This is a genomic window from Candidatus Hydrogenedentota bacterium (genome assembly GCA_019637335.1).
In the GTDB taxonomy this organism is placed as follows: Bacteria; Hydrogenedentota; Hydrogenedentia; order Hydrogenedentales; family JAEUWI01; genus JAEUWI01.
The window spans coordinates 805,883-825,601 of the sequence record JAHBVV010000001.1; the positions used below are offsets into that span (position 1 = coordinate 805,883).

The 19,719-nt window shown below is 63.7% G+C and carries 16 protein-coding genes; 11 read left to right on the forward strand and 5 right to left on the reverse strand.

The window, feature by feature from the left end; translation table 11 throughout:
* Window positions 1–294: 294 nt before the first annotated feature.
* Window positions 295–1,188, forward strand: coding sequence for a hypothetical protein (locus KF886_02955; GenBank protein ID MBX3176295.1), 894 nt, complete (start codon window positions 295–297; stop codon window positions 1,186–1,188).
* A 118-nt stretch (window positions 1,189–1,306) separates the two neighbouring features.
* On the opposite strand, the gene KF886_02960 is transcribed toward KF886_02955, so the two are convergent.
* The 4 genes from KF886_02960 to KF886_02975 all read right to left on the reverse strand — a co-directional run bounded on the left by KF886_02960 (window position 1,307) and on the right by KF886_02975 (window position 5,735).
* Window positions 1,307–1,612, reverse strand: coding sequence for a type II toxin-antitoxin system RelE/ParE family toxin (locus KF886_02960; protein MBX3176296.1), 306 nt, complete (start codon window positions 1,610–1,612; stop codon window positions 1,307–1,309).
* 16 nt (window positions 1,613–1,628) lie between these two features.
* On the reverse strand, window positions 1,629–1,979 hold the full coding sequence (locus tag KF886_02965) for a type II toxin-antitoxin system ParD family antitoxin (GenBank protein ID MBX3176297.1): 351 nt from the start codon (window positions 1,977–1,979) through the stop codon (window positions 1,629–1,631).
* A gap of 190 nt (window positions 1,980–2,169) precedes the next feature.
* Window positions 2,170–3,609 (reverse strand): hypothetical protein, encoded by a 1,440-nt coding sequence (locus KF886_02970; protein ID MBX3176298.1) that lies wholly within the window; start codon window positions 3,607–3,609, stop codon window positions 2,170–2,172.
* Between the two features lie 530 nt (window positions 3,610–4,139).
* Window positions 4,140–5,735 (reverse strand): hypothetical protein, encoded by a 1,596-nt coding sequence (locus KF886_02975; protein MBX3176299.1) that lies wholly within the window; start codon window positions 5,733–5,735, stop codon window positions 4,140–4,142.
* Window positions 5,736–5,838: 103 nt separating this feature from the next.
* On the opposite strand from KF886_02975, the gene KF886_02980 reads away from it, so the two are divergent.
* The 8 genes from KF886_02980 (at window position 5,839) to nadA (ending at window position 14,393) form a co-directional block, all read left to right on the forward strand.
* Complete coding sequence (locus tag KF886_02980) at window positions 5,839–6,816, forward strand: DNA-processing protein DprA (protein MBX3176300.1); 978 nt, start codon at window positions 5,839–5,841, stop codon at window positions 6,814–6,816.
* Between the two features lie 105 nt (window positions 6,817–6,921).
* A complete protein-coding gene (locus KF886_02985) occupies window positions 6,922–7,323 on the forward strand; it encodes a hypothetical protein (GenBank protein ID MBX3176301.1) in 402 nt (133 codons plus the stop codon).
* A 409-nt stretch (window positions 7,324–7,732) separates the two neighbouring features.
* Entirely contained in the window at window positions 7,733–9,229 is a 1,497-nt protein-coding gene (sufB, locus tag KF886_02990; protein MBX3176302.1) for a Fe-S cluster assembly protein SufB, read from the forward strand.
* 1 nt (window position 9,230) lies between these two features.
* Window positions 9,231–9,998 carry a Fe-S cluster assembly ATPase SufC gene (gene sufC, locus KF886_02995; GenBank protein MBX3176303.1) on the forward strand — a complete coding sequence of 256 codons (768 nt, stop codon included), beginning with the start codon at window positions 9,231–9,233 and terminating at the stop codon, window positions 9,996–9,998.
* 22 nt (window positions 9,999–10,020) lie between these two features.
* The gene (gene sufD / locus KF886_03000) at window positions 10,021–11,340 is read left to right on the forward strand and encodes a Fe-S cluster assembly protein SufD (protein ID MBX3176304.1); all 1,320 of its coding nucleotides are present in this window, start codon (window positions 10,021–10,023) and stop codon (window positions 11,338–11,340) included.
* Between the two features lie 65 nt (window positions 11,341–11,405).
* Entirely contained in the window at window positions 11,406–12,620 is a 1,215-nt protein-coding gene (locus tag KF886_03005) for a cysteine desulfurase (GenBank protein MBX3176305.1), read from the forward strand.
* Entirely contained in the window at window positions 12,620–13,078 is a 459-nt protein-coding gene (locus tag KF886_03010) for an SUF system NifU family Fe-S cluster assembly protein (GenBank protein ID MBX3176306.1), read from the forward strand. The genes KF886_03005 and KF886_03010 overlap by 1 nt, the downstream gene beginning before the upstream one ends.
* Window positions 13,079–13,319: 241 nt before the next feature.
* The gene (gene nadA, locus KF886_03015; protein ID MBX3176307.1) at window positions 13,320–14,393 is read left to right on the forward strand and encodes a quinolinate synthase NadA; all 1,074 of its coding nucleotides are present in this window, start codon (window positions 13,320–13,322) and stop codon (window positions 14,391–14,393) included.
* Window positions 14,394–14,660: 267 nt separating this feature from the next.
* On the opposite strand, the gene KF886_03020 is transcribed toward nadA, so the two are convergent.
* A complete protein-coding gene (locus tag KF886_03020) occupies window positions 14,661–15,152 on the reverse strand; it encodes a type II toxin-antitoxin system VapC family toxin (protein ID MBX3176308.1) in 492 nt (163 codons plus the stop codon).
* Between the two features lie 300 nt (window positions 15,153–15,452).
* Between KF886_03020 and cas9 the strand changes: the two genes are divergently transcribed.
* A complete protein-coding gene (gene cas9 / locus KF886_03025; GenBank protein ID MBX3176309.1) occupies window positions 15,453–18,650 on the forward strand; it encodes a type II CRISPR RNA-guided endonuclease Cas9 in 3,198 nt (1,065 codons plus the stop codon).
* Window positions 18,637–19,539 carry a type II CRISPR-associated endonuclease Cas1 gene (cas1, locus tag KF886_03030; GenBank protein ID MBX3176310.1) on the forward strand — a complete coding sequence of 301 codons (903 nt, stop codon included), beginning with the start codon at window positions 18,637–18,639 and terminating at the stop codon, window positions 19,537–19,539. Before cas9 ends, cas1 begins: the two co-directional genes overlap by 14 nt.
* Window positions 19,540–19,719: the final 180 nt, after the last annotated feature.

Genomic DNA, 19,719 nt, shown 5'->3' on the forward strand with positions numbered 1-19,719 from the left:
ACCGGTTGAGGATGAAAAACTGCTTCTGATTGTTGGCGCTCTTCTGGAGTTTCGCACGCTCAAGCCTTCGCGGCGGAGCCACGGAGCTTGAACGTGGCACCCGTGGCTGCTATTGAAACTTCGGAGCAGGTACTGGTCGAGCTGCGCACCGTGATGCCATCGTAGCTTTTCGGTCGTGGCCGGATAGAATATGCGCCATATTGGAACCGGCAATGGCCCGAATAGCCGAATATTCCTCCCACAGGTCGGGTACAATAGCCAGCACCAAGGGAACCACCATGGGAGGAATATGGTATGGAGCACTTGGCAATTACGGCGCGACAGCGGCGGCGCGCCGAGAGACTCATTTCGGTTGTCGGCGCGCTTGTATTGGATGAGCCCGGGGCCGCACTGAATTTCACGGGCCGCCTGCGGCGTGAACAGCACGGCTGGTCCGCAGCCTATGCGCGCCGCGTGGTGGCCGAGTACAAGCGCTTCCTGATCCTGGCGGCGGTGTCCGAGACGCAGGTCACGCCGAGCACGGCGGTCGACGAGGCGTGGCACCTGCACCTGGTCTACACGCGGTCGTATCACGAATGGTGCGGCGCGATATTCGGTGCGTACCTGCATCATGGCCCCACGAAGGGGGGCGCCAGCGAGGGCGATCGATTCGAGGCGCAATACGACCACACACTGAAGCTGTACGCCGCCGTTTTCGGAACGGCGCCACCGCCGGACATCTGGCCGCCGGCCTCGGTGCGATTCGACCCGCGCCGGCAAACCGCCCGCGTGCAGACATCGGCGTACTGGCTGGTCCCGCGCCACGCGTTCACACGGGCGGCGTCTATCGCGGCAGTGCTGGTCTGTGCGGTTGCCGCAGGGGTCCTCGCAAGCCATCACGGGCTTCTCGCGATCCCGGAAGCCAGCGCGCAATCGCCACGCGAGCGGGCGCCGGAACGCCCGTCCGATCGCCGGTCGGACAACTCGCCGGAACTTCACACCGCGGAAAAGGTCGTTGTCGGCCTTTGTATCGCGATGGTCGCTTTCGCGCTTGTGGCCTTTCTCATCGCGGCGGCCACGGGCAACACCCGAAAGCGCGGCGATTCCGGTGGTGGTGGCTGTGGCGGGTGGTTCGGCTGCGGCGGCGGGGGTGACGGTTGCGGCGCCTCGTGTGGCGGCGGGGGATGCGGCGGTGGTTGCGGCGGATAGTACGATAACAGGGCGTGCGGGCCACCGCGGATGGAGGTCCGTGCGTCTTTTCAACTGGATCCGGCGTCTTCTGTCCAACGCGTGACCGCCGGCGCGCGAAGCGCTCTCGCCGCGTTTCCTATTCCAGACGCTGGCGCCGCAGGTTCATGCGATCATGGACGATCCGCAGAACAAGCACCTCATCGGCCATGCGGAGCGCATAGATGATCACGTGGCGGGGTGACTTGATGCCTGTCCCGCTCCGGTGTTTACTCAGTTCAATGTGGTAGCTTCGAACGCCGGTTCCAAGCTCGGGGCGGGGTATGCTGGACGGGCGCTCAGGTTCCAGCCGGAGGTCATCCAGTGCCTGATCCAAAAGCGCCTGGTATCTCAGTGCCTGATCGATATCATATTTTGCGGCCGTCCAAAACCAGATATCTTCCATATCCAGTTTGGCCAGGTCACTTACGTGAAGTTGTAGGGACATCCGGCGCGCCCGTGATGTGCTCCGTACCGGAGCGAGTCGTTTCGGCGAGCCGTTCCATGCCGCGGCGCGATATCTCGCGACCGAAGGCCGCTATCTCCTCGCGCGAGCTCAACTCAATGTAGCGGCCCGCCTCGATATCATCGAGTCCCTTCCGCACTTCCGCGCGCAATTCCTCCAGGTTCTCGCGGTACGCCTCCTCTTCGCGTTCGAGGAGTTGTAAGGCGGCGCGGACGACGGCGGTTTCGTCTGGGTAGCGGCCCGACGCCACGATTTCGCGGATGAATTGCGCCTGCTCTTCGGGAAGGTCTATGGTTTGGGTGGTCATGGTAAACACCTCGTTCTGCCTGTTCACAGGATTGCAGAAATGCCGGAGAAAAGCAAGGGAAAGCGCACCATTCCGGGGGGCCGGGAAGGGATTGGTCGCGTTGCTCCCGCCATCTCTGGCGTCGCCTGAATTAACGCGCACGGGCCACCGCGCTTGGTGGCCCGTGCGACCATTTAGATGGATCTGCCGTCTACTTCCCGGCGCGTGGCCGCCGGCGCGCGAGGCCCAGCGCCGCGAGCACGCCCATCAGCAGGAGGCTGTCGCCCGCCACCGCGGCGGCGCTGGATCGCGCGCCGAAGTTCGGCGCGGGACAGCCGGCCGGAGGCCCTTCACCTTCACCTTCGCCTTCACCCTCGCCTTCACCTTCGCCGCCGCCCGCGCGGATGATTTCGCCGCCATCGCTCTCTGAAAACGTCACGGTGAGTGGATTGAAGTTCACCAGGGCGGAAAGATCAATCACGGAGTTCGCATTGGCCGCCAGGAAGGACTTGACCTGGCCCAGGGGCGTTTCCACCGTCGCCAGCGCCGAAAGATCGACCCGCGCACCGCCCGTGGCGCTTGTCGGGTGCGCCAGTCCCGGACACCCCGAGTTCGTGATGGAAATCGTGTCCAAACCGGAGGCGTCCAGCAACGTTCCCGCGCCGGTGGCCGTGAAGGGAGCGCCGGCTTCACAGCGATCCCAGGTGTAGCTGCGCAGCGCGGTAAGATCGAGTTCCGCGCCGGCGGCCGCCACGAAATTCACGTTACGGGCCGTGGTGAACTTTGGCGCCGACAACGAGGCTTCGCCCGTCACGCTGACCGAGGCCGGACCCGTCATGCCCTCCACCGTCGTGAGCTCGGGCAAATTCAGGGTGGAGTCCGGTGCGAGAACCACGTGGGTGTCCCGCAGGTGCGTCAACGACGGCAGCGTCCACCGCCCGGTGGTGGGGGCCGTCAGCATGCTCCGGGTCATCGACTCCAGCGCGAGCATGGAAAGCGACTGGATGCCGGCGGGCGCCAGGATGCACGAATCCGCACTCACCAGCGCATTGGCGAGCACCAGCCCGCCGACCACCGTGATGGATGTATGCGATAGCGCGGTAAGGGACGGCAGGTCGAGTGACGAATCCGCATCGACCACGACAGCGATGTTCACTTCGTGGTCGGCGTCGAGGCCTTCGATGGATTCAAGATTGGGCACGCTGATCGCCCCATCGAGCACCAGTTCAATCGAAAGCGCCTGCGGCCCGGGCGCGCTTATGGACGCCAGCGCGCCAAGATTCAGGTAACCGCCGCTGCCCGCAACGATAGTCAAGGCGCCCCCTTCGCAGTCTCCGCCGCCGGCGACGATGGTGGCGACGCCGGAGAGGTCCAGCACCGAGTCTTCGCCGTCCACGAGGATGAGCGACGCGTCGCCACAGCCGCTCCAGTGGTATTCGGTGGCGCCGGAGAGATCGGCCATGCCGCCCGAAACGACCTGCAATCGCCCATCGCTGATCGCCGTAGCGCCGGCCGCGACGAAGGACGCGCCGGAACCGCTCACGGTCAGCCGCGCGCCGTCCGTAAGGGTGAAGCTCCCGTTAATCTGCCGCGCATCGGTGACCGTAACGCTCACGCCACTGATCGTGACGTTATCCTCAGGGGCGGGCACGGCCCCCCCACTCCAGTTCGATCCGACGTGCCAGTTGCCATTGCTCCCACCGGTCCAACTCACGTCCGCTCCCCAGGCGTTCGGTGGATTCGATGCGACCGCGAGAATGAACGCCCCCGCGATTACGCCCCTTGTGAGGCGGCGTATCGCATGCTCCACTGATGTTTCGCCAACATTCACTGTGGTATTCATAGGGCACCTCTCTTTCACTGCTGCTACCCAAGGGTCACGCGCCACGGCGCGCGTGACTTCACCAGACCCTACAGCAGCACAGGCTCTTTCGTAACAACTGATACGGTGTTTTCCGGGTGGGGCCATCGAGAAGGGGGCATATTTCGCATTCTTTTCCGATTTTCCACGGCGTATTCCGCGCATATCACGATAGGCGCCCCGAGTGTGAAAACGCTGTGTTTCTCGAATTTCCAGCGGTTCCGCCGCGGTATGGGCGCGCTGCAAGGCCGGTGCGCAAGCAAAACGGGCCACCGCCAGGGTGGCCCGTTTGGCTTCGAAATGAGAGGTCGCTGCCTGAGTTATGGCGTGCGCTTAGCGCGGGTTCGGCCCGCGGCGCCCAGCAGTGCGGCGAGGCCCAGCATCAGGGCGAAATCCCCGAAGACGGCGGCCGAACTGGAGCGGGCTCCCGCCGCCGGGGCGGGACAACCGGCGGGAGGTCCCTCACCCTCACCCTCGCCTTCCCCTTCCCCTTCTCCGCCGCCGGAACCGCTTCTCAGGATGCGCCCGCTGTCGAGCTCGAAAAACGTTGTGTTCGCGGCGTTGAAGGTTACGAGCGAGGATATGTCAATCACCGTACCTGGATTGGACGCCAGGAAGGACAGGAAGTGTCCGGCCGGCACGATCGCCGAGCGCAGCCCGGAAAGATTGATCGTCGCGCCGCCGTTGGCCCCCACGTTGTATCCGAGACCCGAGCAGCCGGTGTTCGCCACGGTAAGGCTCCGCAGCCCGGCGAAGTTGAGCGTTGCGCCGGTCCCCGCGCTGAACATCGCGGCGCCTTCGCAGAGGTCCCACAGGTAGGTTTCCACCAGGGGCAAATTGAGGCTGGAGTTTTCCGTGGCCGAGAAGGAGACGTTACGGATCGCACGAAGTTTCGGCGCGGACAGCGCGCCTGAGCCGTTTGTGGATACCAGGGCCCCCGGCGCGGTCGCCTCCAGGGTAACGAGTTCCGGCATGTCCAGAAAGGCGCCGTCCCCGACTTGGACGATGGTGTCGCGCAGGTTCGCCAGCGCGTGCAGCGTGACACGGCCGGTGTTGTTCAGAAAGAAGAAACACGCCACCAACGTTTCCAGGCGATCCAGCGAGATCGCATCCAGCCCGCCGATGGAGAAGGTGCTTCCGTGGGCCTCGACCAGGTTGTCGGCGTCCAGCATCCCGCCCTCGGCGACCAGTATGCTGCTGTTCACGAAGCGGGTGAGGGCGGGCAGATCGAACATCGTGGCGTCGTTTACCAGGATGAAGCCGCGCTCGACATCCGCGAGATTCGGCGTGAGTATGTGGCCCCCCGTCACGGCGCCAAGCGACAATTGCTGGCTATCCGCCGCCGCGATCCATTGCAGTCCGGAGAGGTCCAGCACGCCCCCGACGCCGACCAGAATATTCTGCTGGATCGGCGCGCCCTCGGGGCCGTTGATGAAGATGGATTCCATGGCGGACAGATCCAGCGTGCTGCCTTCGCCATCCACCTGAAACAGCATCTGGTTTGAATCCAGCGTGCACTCATACTCCGTGGCGTTCGGAAAAGCGGCCGAAGCGCCGTTTCGCACCGCGACGCGCCCATCCGAAAGCGACGTCGCGCCGCGGGCGATAAACGAGGCGTCCGCGCCGGTCACCTGCAACAGGGCGTTGCCGGAGAGCGTAAACGAGCCATCGATCGCACGGATGTCGGTGATGGTGACCAACGCGCCCTCGATGGTCACGTTGTCATCGGGGGCGGGCACACCGCCGCCGCTCCAGTTCGCGCCATTGTTCCACGGCCCGATCGCGGGCCCGACCCAACTGACGTCCGCGGCGGGGGCCAGGCCCGCGCCCATCACGCAAACGAATCCCACTATCCAGGACTTGAACCTGGCGGTGTGGCGCCCCCGCGCGCCTCCCTCGATATACACTCCTGCCATCGTGAACATTCCTTTCCAGATACTACCGTTGAAGCTGCCGGCCAAAAGAGCCGGAAGTATAGCCGACTTGATCCGCGCGGAGCGAGCCGCCACCATACCGGCCATGCACACAAACGCCAACGACGATGAGCGCGTCGGGCGCATCGCTCCGGAGGGCGCGGAAATCATGGCGCTGCTGGCCGCGCCCGGGGGAACCCGCCAAACGGTTCACCGCGCCATGCAGTTCGCCGCGCGCCTTCGCGCCCCACTTTCGTCTCTGTTCGGCCAGCCGCTCCGCGATCTGCTGGCGCGCGCCGTGCCCGGCGAAGAGGACGCCGCGCGCGCCCTGCACGCATGCGACGCCGATTGCCGGTGGCGGGGGGAGGCTGCGGTGTCGCTGTGCGCCGCGGCCGGTATTCAGCGGGTCACCTGCGCGGACCCGGCGTATCCGGCGCTCTTGCATACCCGCCTGGGCCAACAGGCCCCGCCGATTCTGTTCCACCAGGGGAACGAGGCGCTTCTCGGCGCGGGCGGGGCCGGGATCGTCGGAACCCGCAAGCCCACGGGCGACGGCGCCGGTATCGCGCGCGAGGCCGCGCGCTTCCTGGCCGATTCCGCGATCCCCGTGATCAGCGGCGGGGCCGCCGGGGTGGACCTGGCGGCGCACGAGGCGGCCATGCACGCGGATGGCGCGACGGTGGTGGTGCTTGCCGAGGGCCTTCATGCGCACCACCCGACGCCGGCGATCCGCTCCGGTCTCGAACAGGGGCAGGCGCTGCTGATCAGCGAGTTCATGCCTGGATTGGAGTGGAAAGCGCACCGCGCCATGATGCGCAACCGGACGATCGCCGCGATGTCGGGCGCGGTGTGTGTGGTGGAGCCCCGCGCGACGGGCGGCAGCCGGGCCACCGCCGAGGCGGCGCTTTCCATGGGCGTGCCGGTGTTCCATTGGGGCGGGGCGGCCCGGGAAGGGATCTTCCGGGGCCGGCACGGCGCCCGCCCGCTCGCGACGCGCGGGCGGCTGGACACGGCGGCGCTTGAGGCGGCGTTACGCGGAAACACGGGGGAGGCGGGGTTTCAGGCGGACTTGTTCGGCGAGTAAACGCTTGTCTAACTGGCGGTTTTCGGGTATTGTGACTCCGAGCCGGCCAGATTCGCTGGCGCGGGCTGATTTCAATACGGGATCCAAGCAGAGGAGTTGAGGACGATGCCAAAACTGGGCGCAAAAGTGACGGTGACCAAGGTTTCGGTCAAAGAGGACAGTTCCGTCGGCAAGTACAAGAAGGATACGGCGGGCCTGAAGGAAATCACCGGCGATCTGGGGAAGGCCAAACTGTGGGGCGCGGATGTGGAGATTGATGACAAGAAAAAGTGCATCAAGCGGGTGCGTGGCCTGACTTTCCCGGATGTGGGGGGCCATCCTGGCCACGTCCACAGCAAGGGCGCGTGGAAGTACAACATCGAGCGCGGCAACAGCACGGTTGATCGGCTCGTGGTGGAAGATTGGTCGGCGAACGTGAAAAACGAAACGCTCGACGCGAAGAAGGGCTATATCAACGCGGACATCGAGATTTCCTGCAAGATCCGGGTGCTCGAGGATACGCACTGAGCCGGGGCGGGCTCTATTTGATCGGCGCACGCGGCGGCGGGGCTTTAAGAAGCTCCCGCCGCCGCGTTGCATTCGGGATCTTTCCGTTGTGCGCCGCGAGTATGCTAAAATGGGGGATTGGCGCAAACACCGAATCCCTTCCCACGCCGAATTCACCGGGGGACGCCGCGCGCGGGAATAAATTGTAAGTGCGTGCTGTTACTTATGTTGTGAGCACGTTTGCTCAAGGCGCCGCGATCGCGCGGCCTGGAACAGCGGCGCCGCCGGTTCGTCGTGGGCGGGTCCGGCCTGGCGCGCACCCCATTCGGTCGTAAGAACACACGGTTTACCCCAGCGGCGGGCAAACGGTCCCTCCTATCCCGGAATTTCGTGGGAGCGGCCCGCCCCCGTGACACAGGAGTTCGCAAGCATGGCTTCCAAAGCAGGAAACCTGGAAACAGCCCAGTACACGGGCACCCGCGTGGAACAGAGCAACAAGCGCGCGGCCGAGGCTGCGCAGCGCGAGTACAAGTATGGCTGGACCTCGGACATCGAGTCGGAAACGATCCCGGTTGGCCTGAATGAAGACGTCATCCGGCTTATTTCCGCCAAGAAGAACGAGCCCGATTGGATGCTCGAGTGGCGCCTGAAGTCGTACCAGGCCTGGCAGCGATTCGACGAGGAACCCACCTGGGCGAAGGTCAGGTACCAGAAGCCGGATTTCCAGGCAATCAGCTATTATTCCGCGCCCAAAGAGAAAAAGAAGCTCAACAGCCTTGACGAGGTGGATCCTGAGCTGCTGGCAACCTTTGACAAGCTCGGCATCCCCCTCCATGAGCAGAAGCGCCTCAGCGGCGTGGCGGTGGACGCCGTGTTTGACAGCGTCTCCGTCGTCACGACGCACAAGGATATTCTGGCCAAGCGCGGCATTATCTTCTGCAGCATTTCGGAGGCGCTGCGCGATCACCCGGAGTTGGTGCGGAAGTATATCGGCTCCGTGGTGCCCCAGGGCGACAATTTCTACGCCGCGCTGAACTCCGCCGTCTTCAGCGATGGTTCCTTCGTCTATATCCCGCCGAACACCAAGTGCCCGATGGACCTGTCCACGTATTTCCGGATCAACCAGGAAAACACCGGCCAGTTCGAGCGCACGCTCATCGTGGCGGATGAAGGCAGTCAGGTCAATTACCTCGAAGGCTGCACGGCCCCGATGCGGGACGAGAACCAGCTCCACGCCGCGGTTGTGGAGATTGTGGCGCTGCCGGGCGCGACTGTGCGCTATTCCACGGTGCAAAACTGGTACGCCGGCGACGAGGAGGGCAAGGGCGGCATTTACAACTTCGTGACCAAGCGCGGCCGGGCCGAGGAAAACGCGCGCATTTCGTGGACCCAGGTCGAAACCGGCTCCGCCATCACGTGGAAGTACCCAAGCTGCATCCTGAAAGGCGACAACTCGGTCGGCGAGTTCTACTCGGTGGCCCTGACAAACAACCACCAGCAGGCCGACACCGGCACGAAGATGATCCACCTGGGCAAGAACACGCGCAGCACGATTATCTCGAAGACGATATCCTGCGGGAAGAGCGACAACAGCTACCGCGGGCTCGTGCAGGTGATGCCGAAGGCCAGCAATGTCCGCAGCTATACGCAGTGCGATTCGCTGCTGATCGGCAACCAGTGCGGTGCGCACACGTTCCCGTATATCAGCGTTCGCAACAAGAGCGCCTCCGTGGAGCACGAAGCCTCCACGTCGAAAATCAGTGAAGACCAGTTGTTCTATTGTCAGTCGCGGGGCATCGGCCCGGAGGACGCCATCTCCATGGTCGTCAACGGCTTCTGCAAGGAAGTCTTCGATCACCTGCCCATGGAATTCGCCGTGGAAGCGTCAAACCTGTTGAGCCTGAGCCTCGAAGGGAGTGTTGGATAACATGCTCGAAGTAAAGAACCTGAAAGCGTCCGTGGACGGCAACCAGATCCTCAACGGCATCGACCTGACCGTGAATCCCGGCGAAGTGCACGCGATTATGGGCCCGAACGGGTCCGGCAAGAGCACCTTCGCGCAGGTCCTCGCCGGCCACCAGGCGTACGATGTGAATGAAGAGGATAGCAGCGTCAGCTTCCTCGGGCAGGATCTGCTCGAAATGCCCGCCGAAGAGCGCGCGCGCCTGGGCCTGTTCCTGGCCTTCCAGTACCCCGTCGAGATCCCCGGCATCACGAACAGTTACTTCCTGCGCGCGGCCGTAAACGAGATCCGCACCAGCCGCGGCCTCGAAGATCTGGACGCGATGGATTTCGCCGAGTTGCTCAAGGAGAAGATGGAGCTGATCAATGTCGATCCGAGCTTTGCGGAGCGCTTTGTCAATTTCGGCTTCTCTGGCGGTGAAAAGAAGCGCAACGAGATCCTGCAGCTGGCGGTCATGGAACCGCGCCTCGCGATCCTCGACGAGACCGACTCCGGCCTGGATATCGACGCGCTGCGCGTGGTCTCCGAGGGCGTGAACAGACTCCGGACCCCAAACCGCGCGTTTATTGTGGTGACGCACTACCAGCGCCTCCTGCAGCACATCGTGCCCGACTTCGTTCACGTGCTGCACAAGGGCCGTATCGTGAAATCCGGCGGCAAGGAACTTGCACTGGAGCTGGAAGACAAAGGCTATGACTGGCTCCGCGATGAGCAGGAAGCCCTCACCGCCTGATCGGGGCGCACGGAGCACACGCATGTCAGAAGCAACCCTGAAAACACCACACGATCAGTATCTGGACGACATGGCGCGCGAGCGCCCGAATGGCCAGCCGGACTGGTTCAAGGCCATCCGCCAGGCCGGTCGCGAAGCGTTTGAGTCGAGCGTGTTTCCCCATACCAAAATGGAGGAATGGCGCCACACGAACATCAGCGCCATTACCGGCGCCCACTATACGCCGGCCGATCCGCGTGCGGCGGCCCCGGTGTCCGCGGCCGACATCTCCGGTGTCAGCTTCGCGGCGGAGGGCTACCACGAGCTCGTGTTTGTGGACGGATTCTACCGCCCGGAGCTCTCGAATACGGGCGCCCTTCCCGAGGGGATGGTGCTCGGCGGCATTCGCGATCATCTGGAGAACGAGGTCCTCCGGGCGCACCTGAACCAGCACGCGGAAAACCGGAGCGCCTACACCGCGCTGAACACCGCGTTTCTGCAGGACGGCGCCCTGGTGTACGTGCCGGCGAAAGCTGTGCTGGAGGCGCCCGTCCACCTGCTGTTTCTTCGCACGGGCGCCGGCGCCGGCGCGGCGGCACACATTCGCACGCTGATCGCCCTGGGCCAGAGCAGCGAGGTAACGGTCATCACGAGTTACGCCAGTCTCGACGACACGGCGGACTACCTCGGCAATGTCGTCGAAGAAATCGCGCTGGCGCCCAACGCGTCGCTCAAGTACTACAAGGTGGTGCGCGAAGGCGCGGCGGGCAACCACCTGGCCACGACCGAAGTAAGCCAGGAGCGCGACAGCCGCTTTCTCTCCCTCGTGCTCAGCGAGGAAGGGCGCATCGTGCGGAACCAGCAGTGCATCAAGCTTGCGGAGCCGGGCGCGGAGTGCGCGCTGCACGGCCTGTACCTGAATGACGGCGACCGCCTGATTGACAACGCGATCAACATCCACCATGCCGCGCCGAACTGCAACAGCCGCATCGCCTACAAGGGCATTCTGGACGGCAAGAGCAAGTCCGTTTTCACGGGAAAGGTGAACGTGGACCGCATCGCGCAGCAGACGGATTCCGACCAGCTCAGCAACAACCTGCTCCTGTCCGACAGCGCCACGATCGACACGAAGCCGCAGCTGGAAATTTACGCCGACGACGTGAAATGCACGCACGGCGCGACGGTGGGCGCGCACCCCGACCCGATCATCTTTTACTTCCGCAGCCGCGGTATTGACGAGGCGACGGCGCGCGGCATGCTGACCTACGGCTTTGCAGACGAAATCATCAGCGAGATCGGGCCCGAGGCCCTCCGCGCGCGCCAGGAAGAGTACGTTTTCAAGAAGTACAGCCCGAAACAATAGGAGCGCCCATGGCTTCTCCCGCTGAAAAAATTACCACGGACCGCCTGGAAGAACTTGCGCGGCGCATCGATGTGGACAGGATCCGCGCCGATTTCCCGATCCTGGGTATCGAGCGGGGCGGCCGCCCGCTGGTCTATCTCGACAACGCCGCGACGTCGCAGACGCCCCGCCAGGTGGTGGAGGCGATCGAGGACTACTACTACACGAAGAATGCGAACGTGCACCGGGGCGTGCACCACCTCAGCCAGGTGGCCACGGAGGCCTACGAGCTGGCGCGCAAGAAGATCGCGCGCTTCCTGGGGACGCACGTCACCTGCGAGCTGGTTTTCACGCGCGGGACGACGGAAGCCATTAACCTGGTGGCGCACACCTACGGCCGGCGGCATATCGGCGCGGGCGACGAAATTCTCATTACGCACATGGAGCACCATTCGAACATCGTGCCGTGGCAGATGCTCTGCCAGGAGACCGGCGCGGTGCTCCGCGTGGTCCCGATCAACGACGACGGCGAGATGATCATGGAGGAGTTCGACCGGCTCCTCACGGAAAAGACGAAACTGGTCTCCGTGGTGCATGTCTCCAATGCGCTCGGCACGGTCAACCCGGTGGAGGAGATCATCGAGAAGGCCCACGCGATGGGGGTTCCGGTGCTGCTGGACGGGGCGCAGAGCACGCCGCACATGGCGATCAACGTGGCGAAGCTCAATGTCGATTTCTTCGCCTGCTCGGCGCACAAAATGTACGGGCCGACGGGCATGGGCGTGCTGTACGCCAAGGCCGCGCTCCTGGAGTCGATGCCCCCGTTCCACGGCGGCGGGGACATGATCCTGTCCGTCAGCTTCGACAAGACGACCTATAACCACCTGCCCTACAAGTTCGAGGCGGGCACGCCCCACATCGAGGGCGCAATCGCCATGGGCGCGGCGGTGGATTATCTCAACGCGATCGGCATGGACAACGTCGCCGCGTACGAGGCGGCGCTGCTGGAGTACGCGACGCGAACCATCGGCGAGATAGACGGCGTCAACCTCATCGGCACGGCGCAACACAAGGCCGGCGTGCTTTCCTTCACGATGGACTGCGCCCACCCCCACGATATCGGCCAGATCCTCGATGATCGCGGCGTCGCCATCCGCGCGGGCCACCATTGCGCGCAGCCCGTCATGCAGCGGTACGGCGTCGCGGCTACCGCCCGGGCCTCCCTGGCGGTGTACAATACCCGCGAAGATATTGACGCCCTGGCCGCCGCCATTGACGAAGTAAAGAGAGTTTTCGCCTGATGTCGAGTTCCCGCGCGCTGTACGAACAGGTTATTCTGGACCACAATAGAAACCCCCGCAACTTCGGGAAGCTCCCCGAAGCCAGCAAGAGCGTCGAGGGGTTTAACCCGCTCTGCGGCGATCATTTCACCGTGCACGTGAAAATGGACGGCGACGTGATCAGCGCTATCACGTTCGAAGGTTCGGGCTGCGCCATCTCGAAGTCTTCCGCATCCGTCATGACGACGGTGCTGAAGGGGAAGACGCGGGCGGAGGCGGACGACCTGTTCAACCACTTTCACAGCATGATCACGGGCAATCCCGACGCGCCGATAGACGAGGCGGCCCTGGGCAAGCTGAAGGTCTTCTCCGGCGTGCGCGAATTCCCGGTCCGGATTAAGTGTGCGACGCTGGCCTGGCACGCGGTGCATTCGGCGATCGCCGGCGACGCGGAAACGGTTACCACCGAAGAGAATTGACGGGCGCGTTTGTACTTCACCGGGGGCTTGTGCTACCATCCACAGCTACATTGGCCGCCCTGTAACCGGTCCCCAACGGTTGGCTGGCCTGTTCGGGAGGCTCCTCGATTATCTGGCCTGAATGGGAAGAAACACCCGGCAGCCCGGGGTTGTGGCCAGCACCAGCATTGATCGATGGCGCCCCGAAGCCATCCCGGGCGCACCCTACACCGGGCGCGCCCGAAGCGAGGTACGACCAGACATGACCCACGCGAACACGCTCGAATACGGCGCCTCCCTCGACGAACTCCGGAAGCGGCTGCACGAAAAGCTGCACAAGGTGATGCCGGAGTTCGAAATCGACCTGAAGGCCGGTATCGCCCACCAGATCAATCTCCTCAAGAAGGAGATGAACGCGGTCATCCTCGGGCACAACTACATGGAGCCGGCGCTCTACCACTCCGTGCCGGACTATGTCGGCGACTCGCTCCATCTTTCCGCCGTCTCCGCGAAAACCAGCGCGGATATCATCGTCTTTTGCGGCGTCTGGTTCATGGGCGAGACCGCCAAGGTGCTCAACCCCGAGAAAACGGTCCTCGTCCCCTCCGACAAGGCCGGCTGCTCCCTCGCCGCGGGCATCAAGGCCAGCGATGTCCGCGCGCTCAAGGCCAAATACCCCGGCGCGCCCGTGGTCAGCTATGTGAACACGTACGCCGACGTGAAGGCCGAATCGGACTACTGCTGCACCTCAGGCAACGCCGCCCAGGTGCTGCGCCACCTGGCCGATAAGGGCCACCAGCGGATCATCTTCCTGCCGGACGAGTTTCTCGCGCGGAATTCCGCCGCGGAAACCGGCCTGGCCTATGCCCCCGCCCTGGACGATGCCCAGGTCGCCGCGCTGCCAACGGACCGGCCCGCCGTCCTCGGCTGGAACGTCCGCTGCGAGGTCCACGAGCTCTTCACGCCGCAGGATGTGGACAACATCCGCCGCCAGTTCCCCGACGCCGCCATCCTGGCCCACCCCGAGTGCAGCCCCGAAGTCATCGCCAAGTCCGATGTCTCCGGCAGCACCAAGGCCATGGTCGATTATATTGAACAGGTCGACGCGCCGCAGTACGCCCTCCTCACCGAATGCAGCATGGGCGACAACATGGCGGGCCAGTTCCCCCACCGCGAGATGATCCGCAGCTGCAACCTCCGCTGCCAGCACATGAACCAGATCACGCTGGAGGACACGCTGGCGGCGCTGCAGAAAATCCAGTACAAGGTCGAGCTCGACGGCGCCATCATCCAGGCGGCGAAGAAGCCCATTGATCGGATGCTAGAGATACGGTAGGGAAGACGACACACAAGACACCGCGCGCCCGAGGCTACAACCCCGGGCGCGTTTTTTCTAATCGAAGATTCGACCCGGAACTCCCCCCTCGCCTATCGCTTGAAATCTTCCGGCTCCAGCGGAGGCACGACATTAGGCGCATCAGGGTATTTCCGCTTACGCTCCTCCTGCCTCTGCATGACATCGCGAAGCATGGCCTCAAGATCGCCGCCAAATGATTCCAGGATTTCCTGGCGTGCCCGGCGAACATCCGCCACAATCGGATCGTCAAAGAGAGGTATACTCTCCGAAGAGTTCATAGGGTGTGCAGATGATGGGGAGTTCATAGCCTTCCTCCAAAACCAATTCCGCCAGGCGGCGCAAGATTATCGCGTTTGCGATATGCCGGCAGTTCCACGTTGCCAAGTATTCCATTCCATGCCGCGTAGCGATTGCGACATGGGCGGCATCGGTTTCCGCCTTCTTCGGAATTATACCACTTTTCAAAATATGCTTGGAGAGCTGGATCGATTCCTCATCGAATTGGAGCAATCCCATCCCCGCCATGATCGCCAGCCGCCGGCGGGCGGCGTCCGGATGTCCTCGGGCTGCCTCGTCGACAACCGGTTGGGAGACAAAAAGCCGATAGTCGTCGCGCCGTTGGTCCCACCACTGCCACGTCAACTGCTGATGCCCCGCCACGACGAGATCGTTCGACGGGCGCGCCGCCAGATAACTGATCACGCTCGTTTCGATATATACGGATGGAAGTTCTGTCATTCGACAGTCCTCAAATTTGCGACACGGACAGTCTAGTCGCTCACCCTGCTGGGGTCAATCCCCGGGAACCGCGCGGTTTGGATGCCGGGGCCGCGATTTTTTTCAGGGGGGATCCCACAAAAAAAGAGCGCCCCGCAGGGAGGCGCCGCTACATGTCCCATGGGACAGTGGGTTCGGAGTGTTCTCCTTACTATGAATTGTCAGGGAACCACCGATCAGGTATACTGAACGGAGTATACGGCAGTACCAGCCACTTTGTCAATCGAAAAAATGGGAACAAACCAAGCAGGGGGCACCCCCATGTCCAACAGTGAAAAAGCACGTTATGTCTTGGGTCTGGATCTCGGCGTTTCGTCGGTAGGCTGGGCGCTGGTCCGCTTCGACGGGAAACGGCCCGTCACGATAGAAGACGCGGGCTCCCGCATCTTTGAATGCGCGATGACCAACGACAAGGGCGAGATCACGCAGGGCAAGGAGGAATCGCGGAACAAGGCCCGCCGCGACAAGCGCCTCATCCGCCGCCAGCTCGACCGGCGGGCGCGTAAACTTCGGGGCCTGGCGCTTCTCCTCAGCGACGAGGGGCTGCTCCCCGGCGCCGACCTGTCCAGTTCGCAGAAACGCCACGAGTACCTGGTCGCGCTCGACCGGGAAATCGCCCAGCGCCACCTTGCCGAAATACCCGAGGAGAACCACCACCGCTTCCACAACACGCTCCCCTACTGGCTTCGCGCGCGCGCCCTGGAAACGCGGCTTGAGGCCGACGAATTGGGGCGGGTCTTTTACCATTTCGGGCAGCGCCGCGGCTTTCTGAGCAACCGGAAGACGGACCGCGACGATGACGAGAAGAGCGTCGTCTATGAAGGTATCTCGGAACTCGAAGAGCAAATGTCGGAGGCGCGCTGCGAGACCCTGGGCCAGTACTTTGCCAATTTAGATCCCACCGACGCCACCGGCCGACGGATCCGCAAGCACTACACACACCGGCGGATGTTCGAGGCGGAATTCGAAGCCATCTGGCGTGCGCAGCAACCCCACCACCCGGAGCTGCTTACCGAAGAATTCAGAAAAAGACTCCACCGGCGCATTTTCTTCCAGCGCAAGCTGAAATCCGCCAAGCACCTCCGCGGACTTTGCGAATACGAATGTGAAGATCGGGGCGCCGAGCGGGACCGCCCCCGGGCGCCCTGGGCGCTGGAACTGTCCCAGCGTTTCCGCTGCGCCCAGGCCGTATCCAACCTGGAATACGAACTCCCGGACGGCACCGCGCACCGGCTCACCGACGAGCAGCGGGGGCGCATGCTGGCGCACCTGAACTCGGGGAAGCACCTGAACGACGGCGGCTACCTGAGCTATGCCGAAGCGAAAAAACTTCTCGCGCCTCCGAAGGGTCTTGGCAAGGGCGTCACCCTGAATCTGGAGCGCGACGGCGGGCGCGGGATTCGGGGGAATTCCACCGCCCAGAAGCTGTACTCGATTTTCGGCGACCGCCTCGATGAATTCACGCCCGAGGAACGCCTCCAGGCCGTGGAAGACTTGCGGAGCTACGAAAAGGAGGGCGCGCTCGCGAAGCGCGGCCGCGAGCGGTGGGGGCTCAGCGCGGAGGCCGCCAAGCGCTTCAGCCAGATCCAGCTCGAACCGGACTACGCAGGCCTGTCGCGGCAGGCCATGGAGAAACTGCTCCCGCTCATGGAGGGCGGCACGCACTACATGAGCGCGGTCATCGAAGTATACGGCGATCAGACGGCCGACTGGCACGCGGAACGCCTCCCCTCCCTCCGCGACGCACCCTTCGGCGAGATCCGCAATCCCACGGTCTCCCGCATCCTCACCGAGCTGCGCAAGGTGGTCAATCACGTCATCGACACCTACGGCCTGCCGGACGAGATCCGCATCGAGCTGGCGCGCGACGCCAAGCGCAGCAAGAAGGAGCGGGCGGCGATGAACAAGAAAATGCGCGATCGCGAGAAGGAGCGGGCCGGCCTCCTGAAGGAGATTCAGGACACTGTCGATTCCAATTACCAGCCCAGCCGGGACGATATGACCCGCGTGCTTCTCTGGAAAGAGTGCAACGGCAAATGCCCCTACACCGGGCGATCCATCAGCATGGGCCAGCTCCTCGGCGCCGCGCCGCAGTTCCAGATCGAGCACATCATCCCCTTCAGCCGGAGCCTGGACAACTCCTTTCTGAACAAGACCCTCTGCTACCACGAGACCAACTACGCCAAGGGTAACAAGACGCCCTACGAGGCCTTCTCCGACGACGAAGACTGGCCGGCCATGCTCGCCCGGGTGGCGGATTTCAAGGGCGACGCGGCCCAGGAAAAGCTGCGCCGTTTCAAGATGCGGGGAAAGGAACTGGAGACCTTCATCGAGGACTTCAAGTCCTCGCAGCTCAATGACACCCGCTACGCCTCGCGCCTGGCGATGGAGTACCTCCGCATTCTCTACGCCGGCGACTGGCGCAAGCACCTCTTCGCCAGCAAGGGCACGATCACCGCCGAACTGCGGAACGCCTGGAAGCTCAACGGCATCCTCAACGACGGCGGCGAGAAGAAATCCCGCGAGGACCACCGCCACCACGCGGTCGACGCGATCGCCATCGCCCTGGCCTCGCCGGATATGGTTCAGGTCGTCAGCCAGGCCGCACAAATGGCGGAAAAGGAGGGCCACCGCCGCTGGTGGAAGGTCATCCAGGAGCCGTGGGACGGGTTCCTGCGGGACGCCACCGCGGCCATCGAGCGCATTGTCGTTTCGCACGCCCCCAATCGCGTGGTGCGCGGCGGCCTGCACAAGGAAACGAACTACAGCCCCGACAAGGAAAATCCGGACGGCAAGCGTGTGGTTCACGTGCGCAAGGCCCTCGCCAATCTCACCAGCGGCGAGGTTCAGAACATCGTCGATCCCGCCGTGAAGGCTTGTGTGCTCGAAAAAATGGCCGAACTGGGCAAGAGCAACCCGGCCGAGGCCTTCAAGAGCGACGCCAACCTCCCCCGCCACAAGAACGGCAAGATTATCCGCAAGGCCCGCGTCGCCAAGACGGATCCCACCATCCCCGTGGGCAAGGACGAGCGCGTGCGCTACGTCAGCCCCGGCAACAACCACCACATCGAGATATTCGAGGTGGCCGACAAGAAGGGAAACCCCAAGTGGGAGGGCCGCGTTGTCAGCATGTACGAGTGCTGCCGGCGGCGGGCGAAGGGCCTGCCCGTCGTCGACCGCACCCACCCGGATGGCGGGAAGTTCGTGTTTTCGTTGGCAAAAGGCGATATGGTAGAAATGCTCAACGAAGTGGGCGAGCGTTCGATCTATGTAGTTCGAAAAATGTCAAAAAACAATCAGGGTGCGATTCAGCTACTGTTCCTCGAACACACTGACGCCCGAGATGTGACCAAGATCCCGGTGAAAGGTCGCCTCAAGGTACCCAACATCATGCGGCAATCTGAATGTCGTAAAGTCACCGTCTCCCCCCTCGGAGAGGTGCGCTATGCCCGCGATTGAGCGCATTATCGACATCAGCGAGTCCGGCGCGCGCCTCCAGGTGCGTCACGAGAACCTCGTTGTATTGCGGGGCGAAGAGAAGCTCGGGAGCATGCCCCTGGAGGAGGTGGCGGTGCTGGTGGTTTCGCACCCGGCGGTCACCTACACGCAGGCGGTGCTCTCGGGCCTGATGGAGGCGGGCGGCGCCTTTGTGTGCTGCGATGCGCGGCGCATGCCCAATGGCGTGCTGCTGCCCCTTGATGGCCACCATCTCCACGCGGAGCGGCTCCAATTGCAACTGGCCGCCACGGCCCCGACGAAGAAACGGGCCTGGCAGCAGGTGGTGCAGGCCAAGGTTCGCAATCAGGCGGCCCTGTTGGAAAAACTCCGCGGGGACGACGGCGGGCTCGCCGCGCTCGCGGAGCGCGTGCAGTCAGGCGACCCGAAGAACGTGGAGGCGCAGGCGGCGCGGCGCTACTGGCCCCTGCTCTTTGCGGACGAGGGCTTCCGGCGCGATCGGGACGCCGAGGGGGCGAACGCCCTGCTCAACTATGGGTATGGCGTGCTCCGGGGCGTCGTGGGGCGCGCCATCGCGGCGGCGGGGCTGCACCCGGCGCTCGGCATTCACCACCACAACCGCTACGACGCCTTTTCCCTGGCGGACGACCTCATGGAGCCTTACCGCCCCCTGGTGGACCACGCCGTGGCCGGCTGGGTAACCGCGCACGGCATGCTTGCCCCCGTGGATAAGGAAGCCAAGGCCGCCCTCATCGGCCCCCTCATGGGGCGCTACCCGGCCGGCGGCGAGACCCGGAGCTTCTTTGAGCTGGTCCACGCCGCCGCCGTCTCCCTCGTGCAACTCTACCAGGGCGAAAGAAAGAGCCTGGTCTTGGGCGATGTGATATACTAATGCGCTGAATCAGGATAAAACGAAGGATCGTGGACATTCCTGTCCGCGGCAATTGGCGCGCAGGTGTGAACAGGCGCGAATACGCTGAAAAAAGGGCGTCTTGCCAGCGGGTGGCGCTTCCGCGATGGCATTGCGCTTACGCTGCCGCGGACAGGAATGTCCGCGATCCTCAAGAACGGC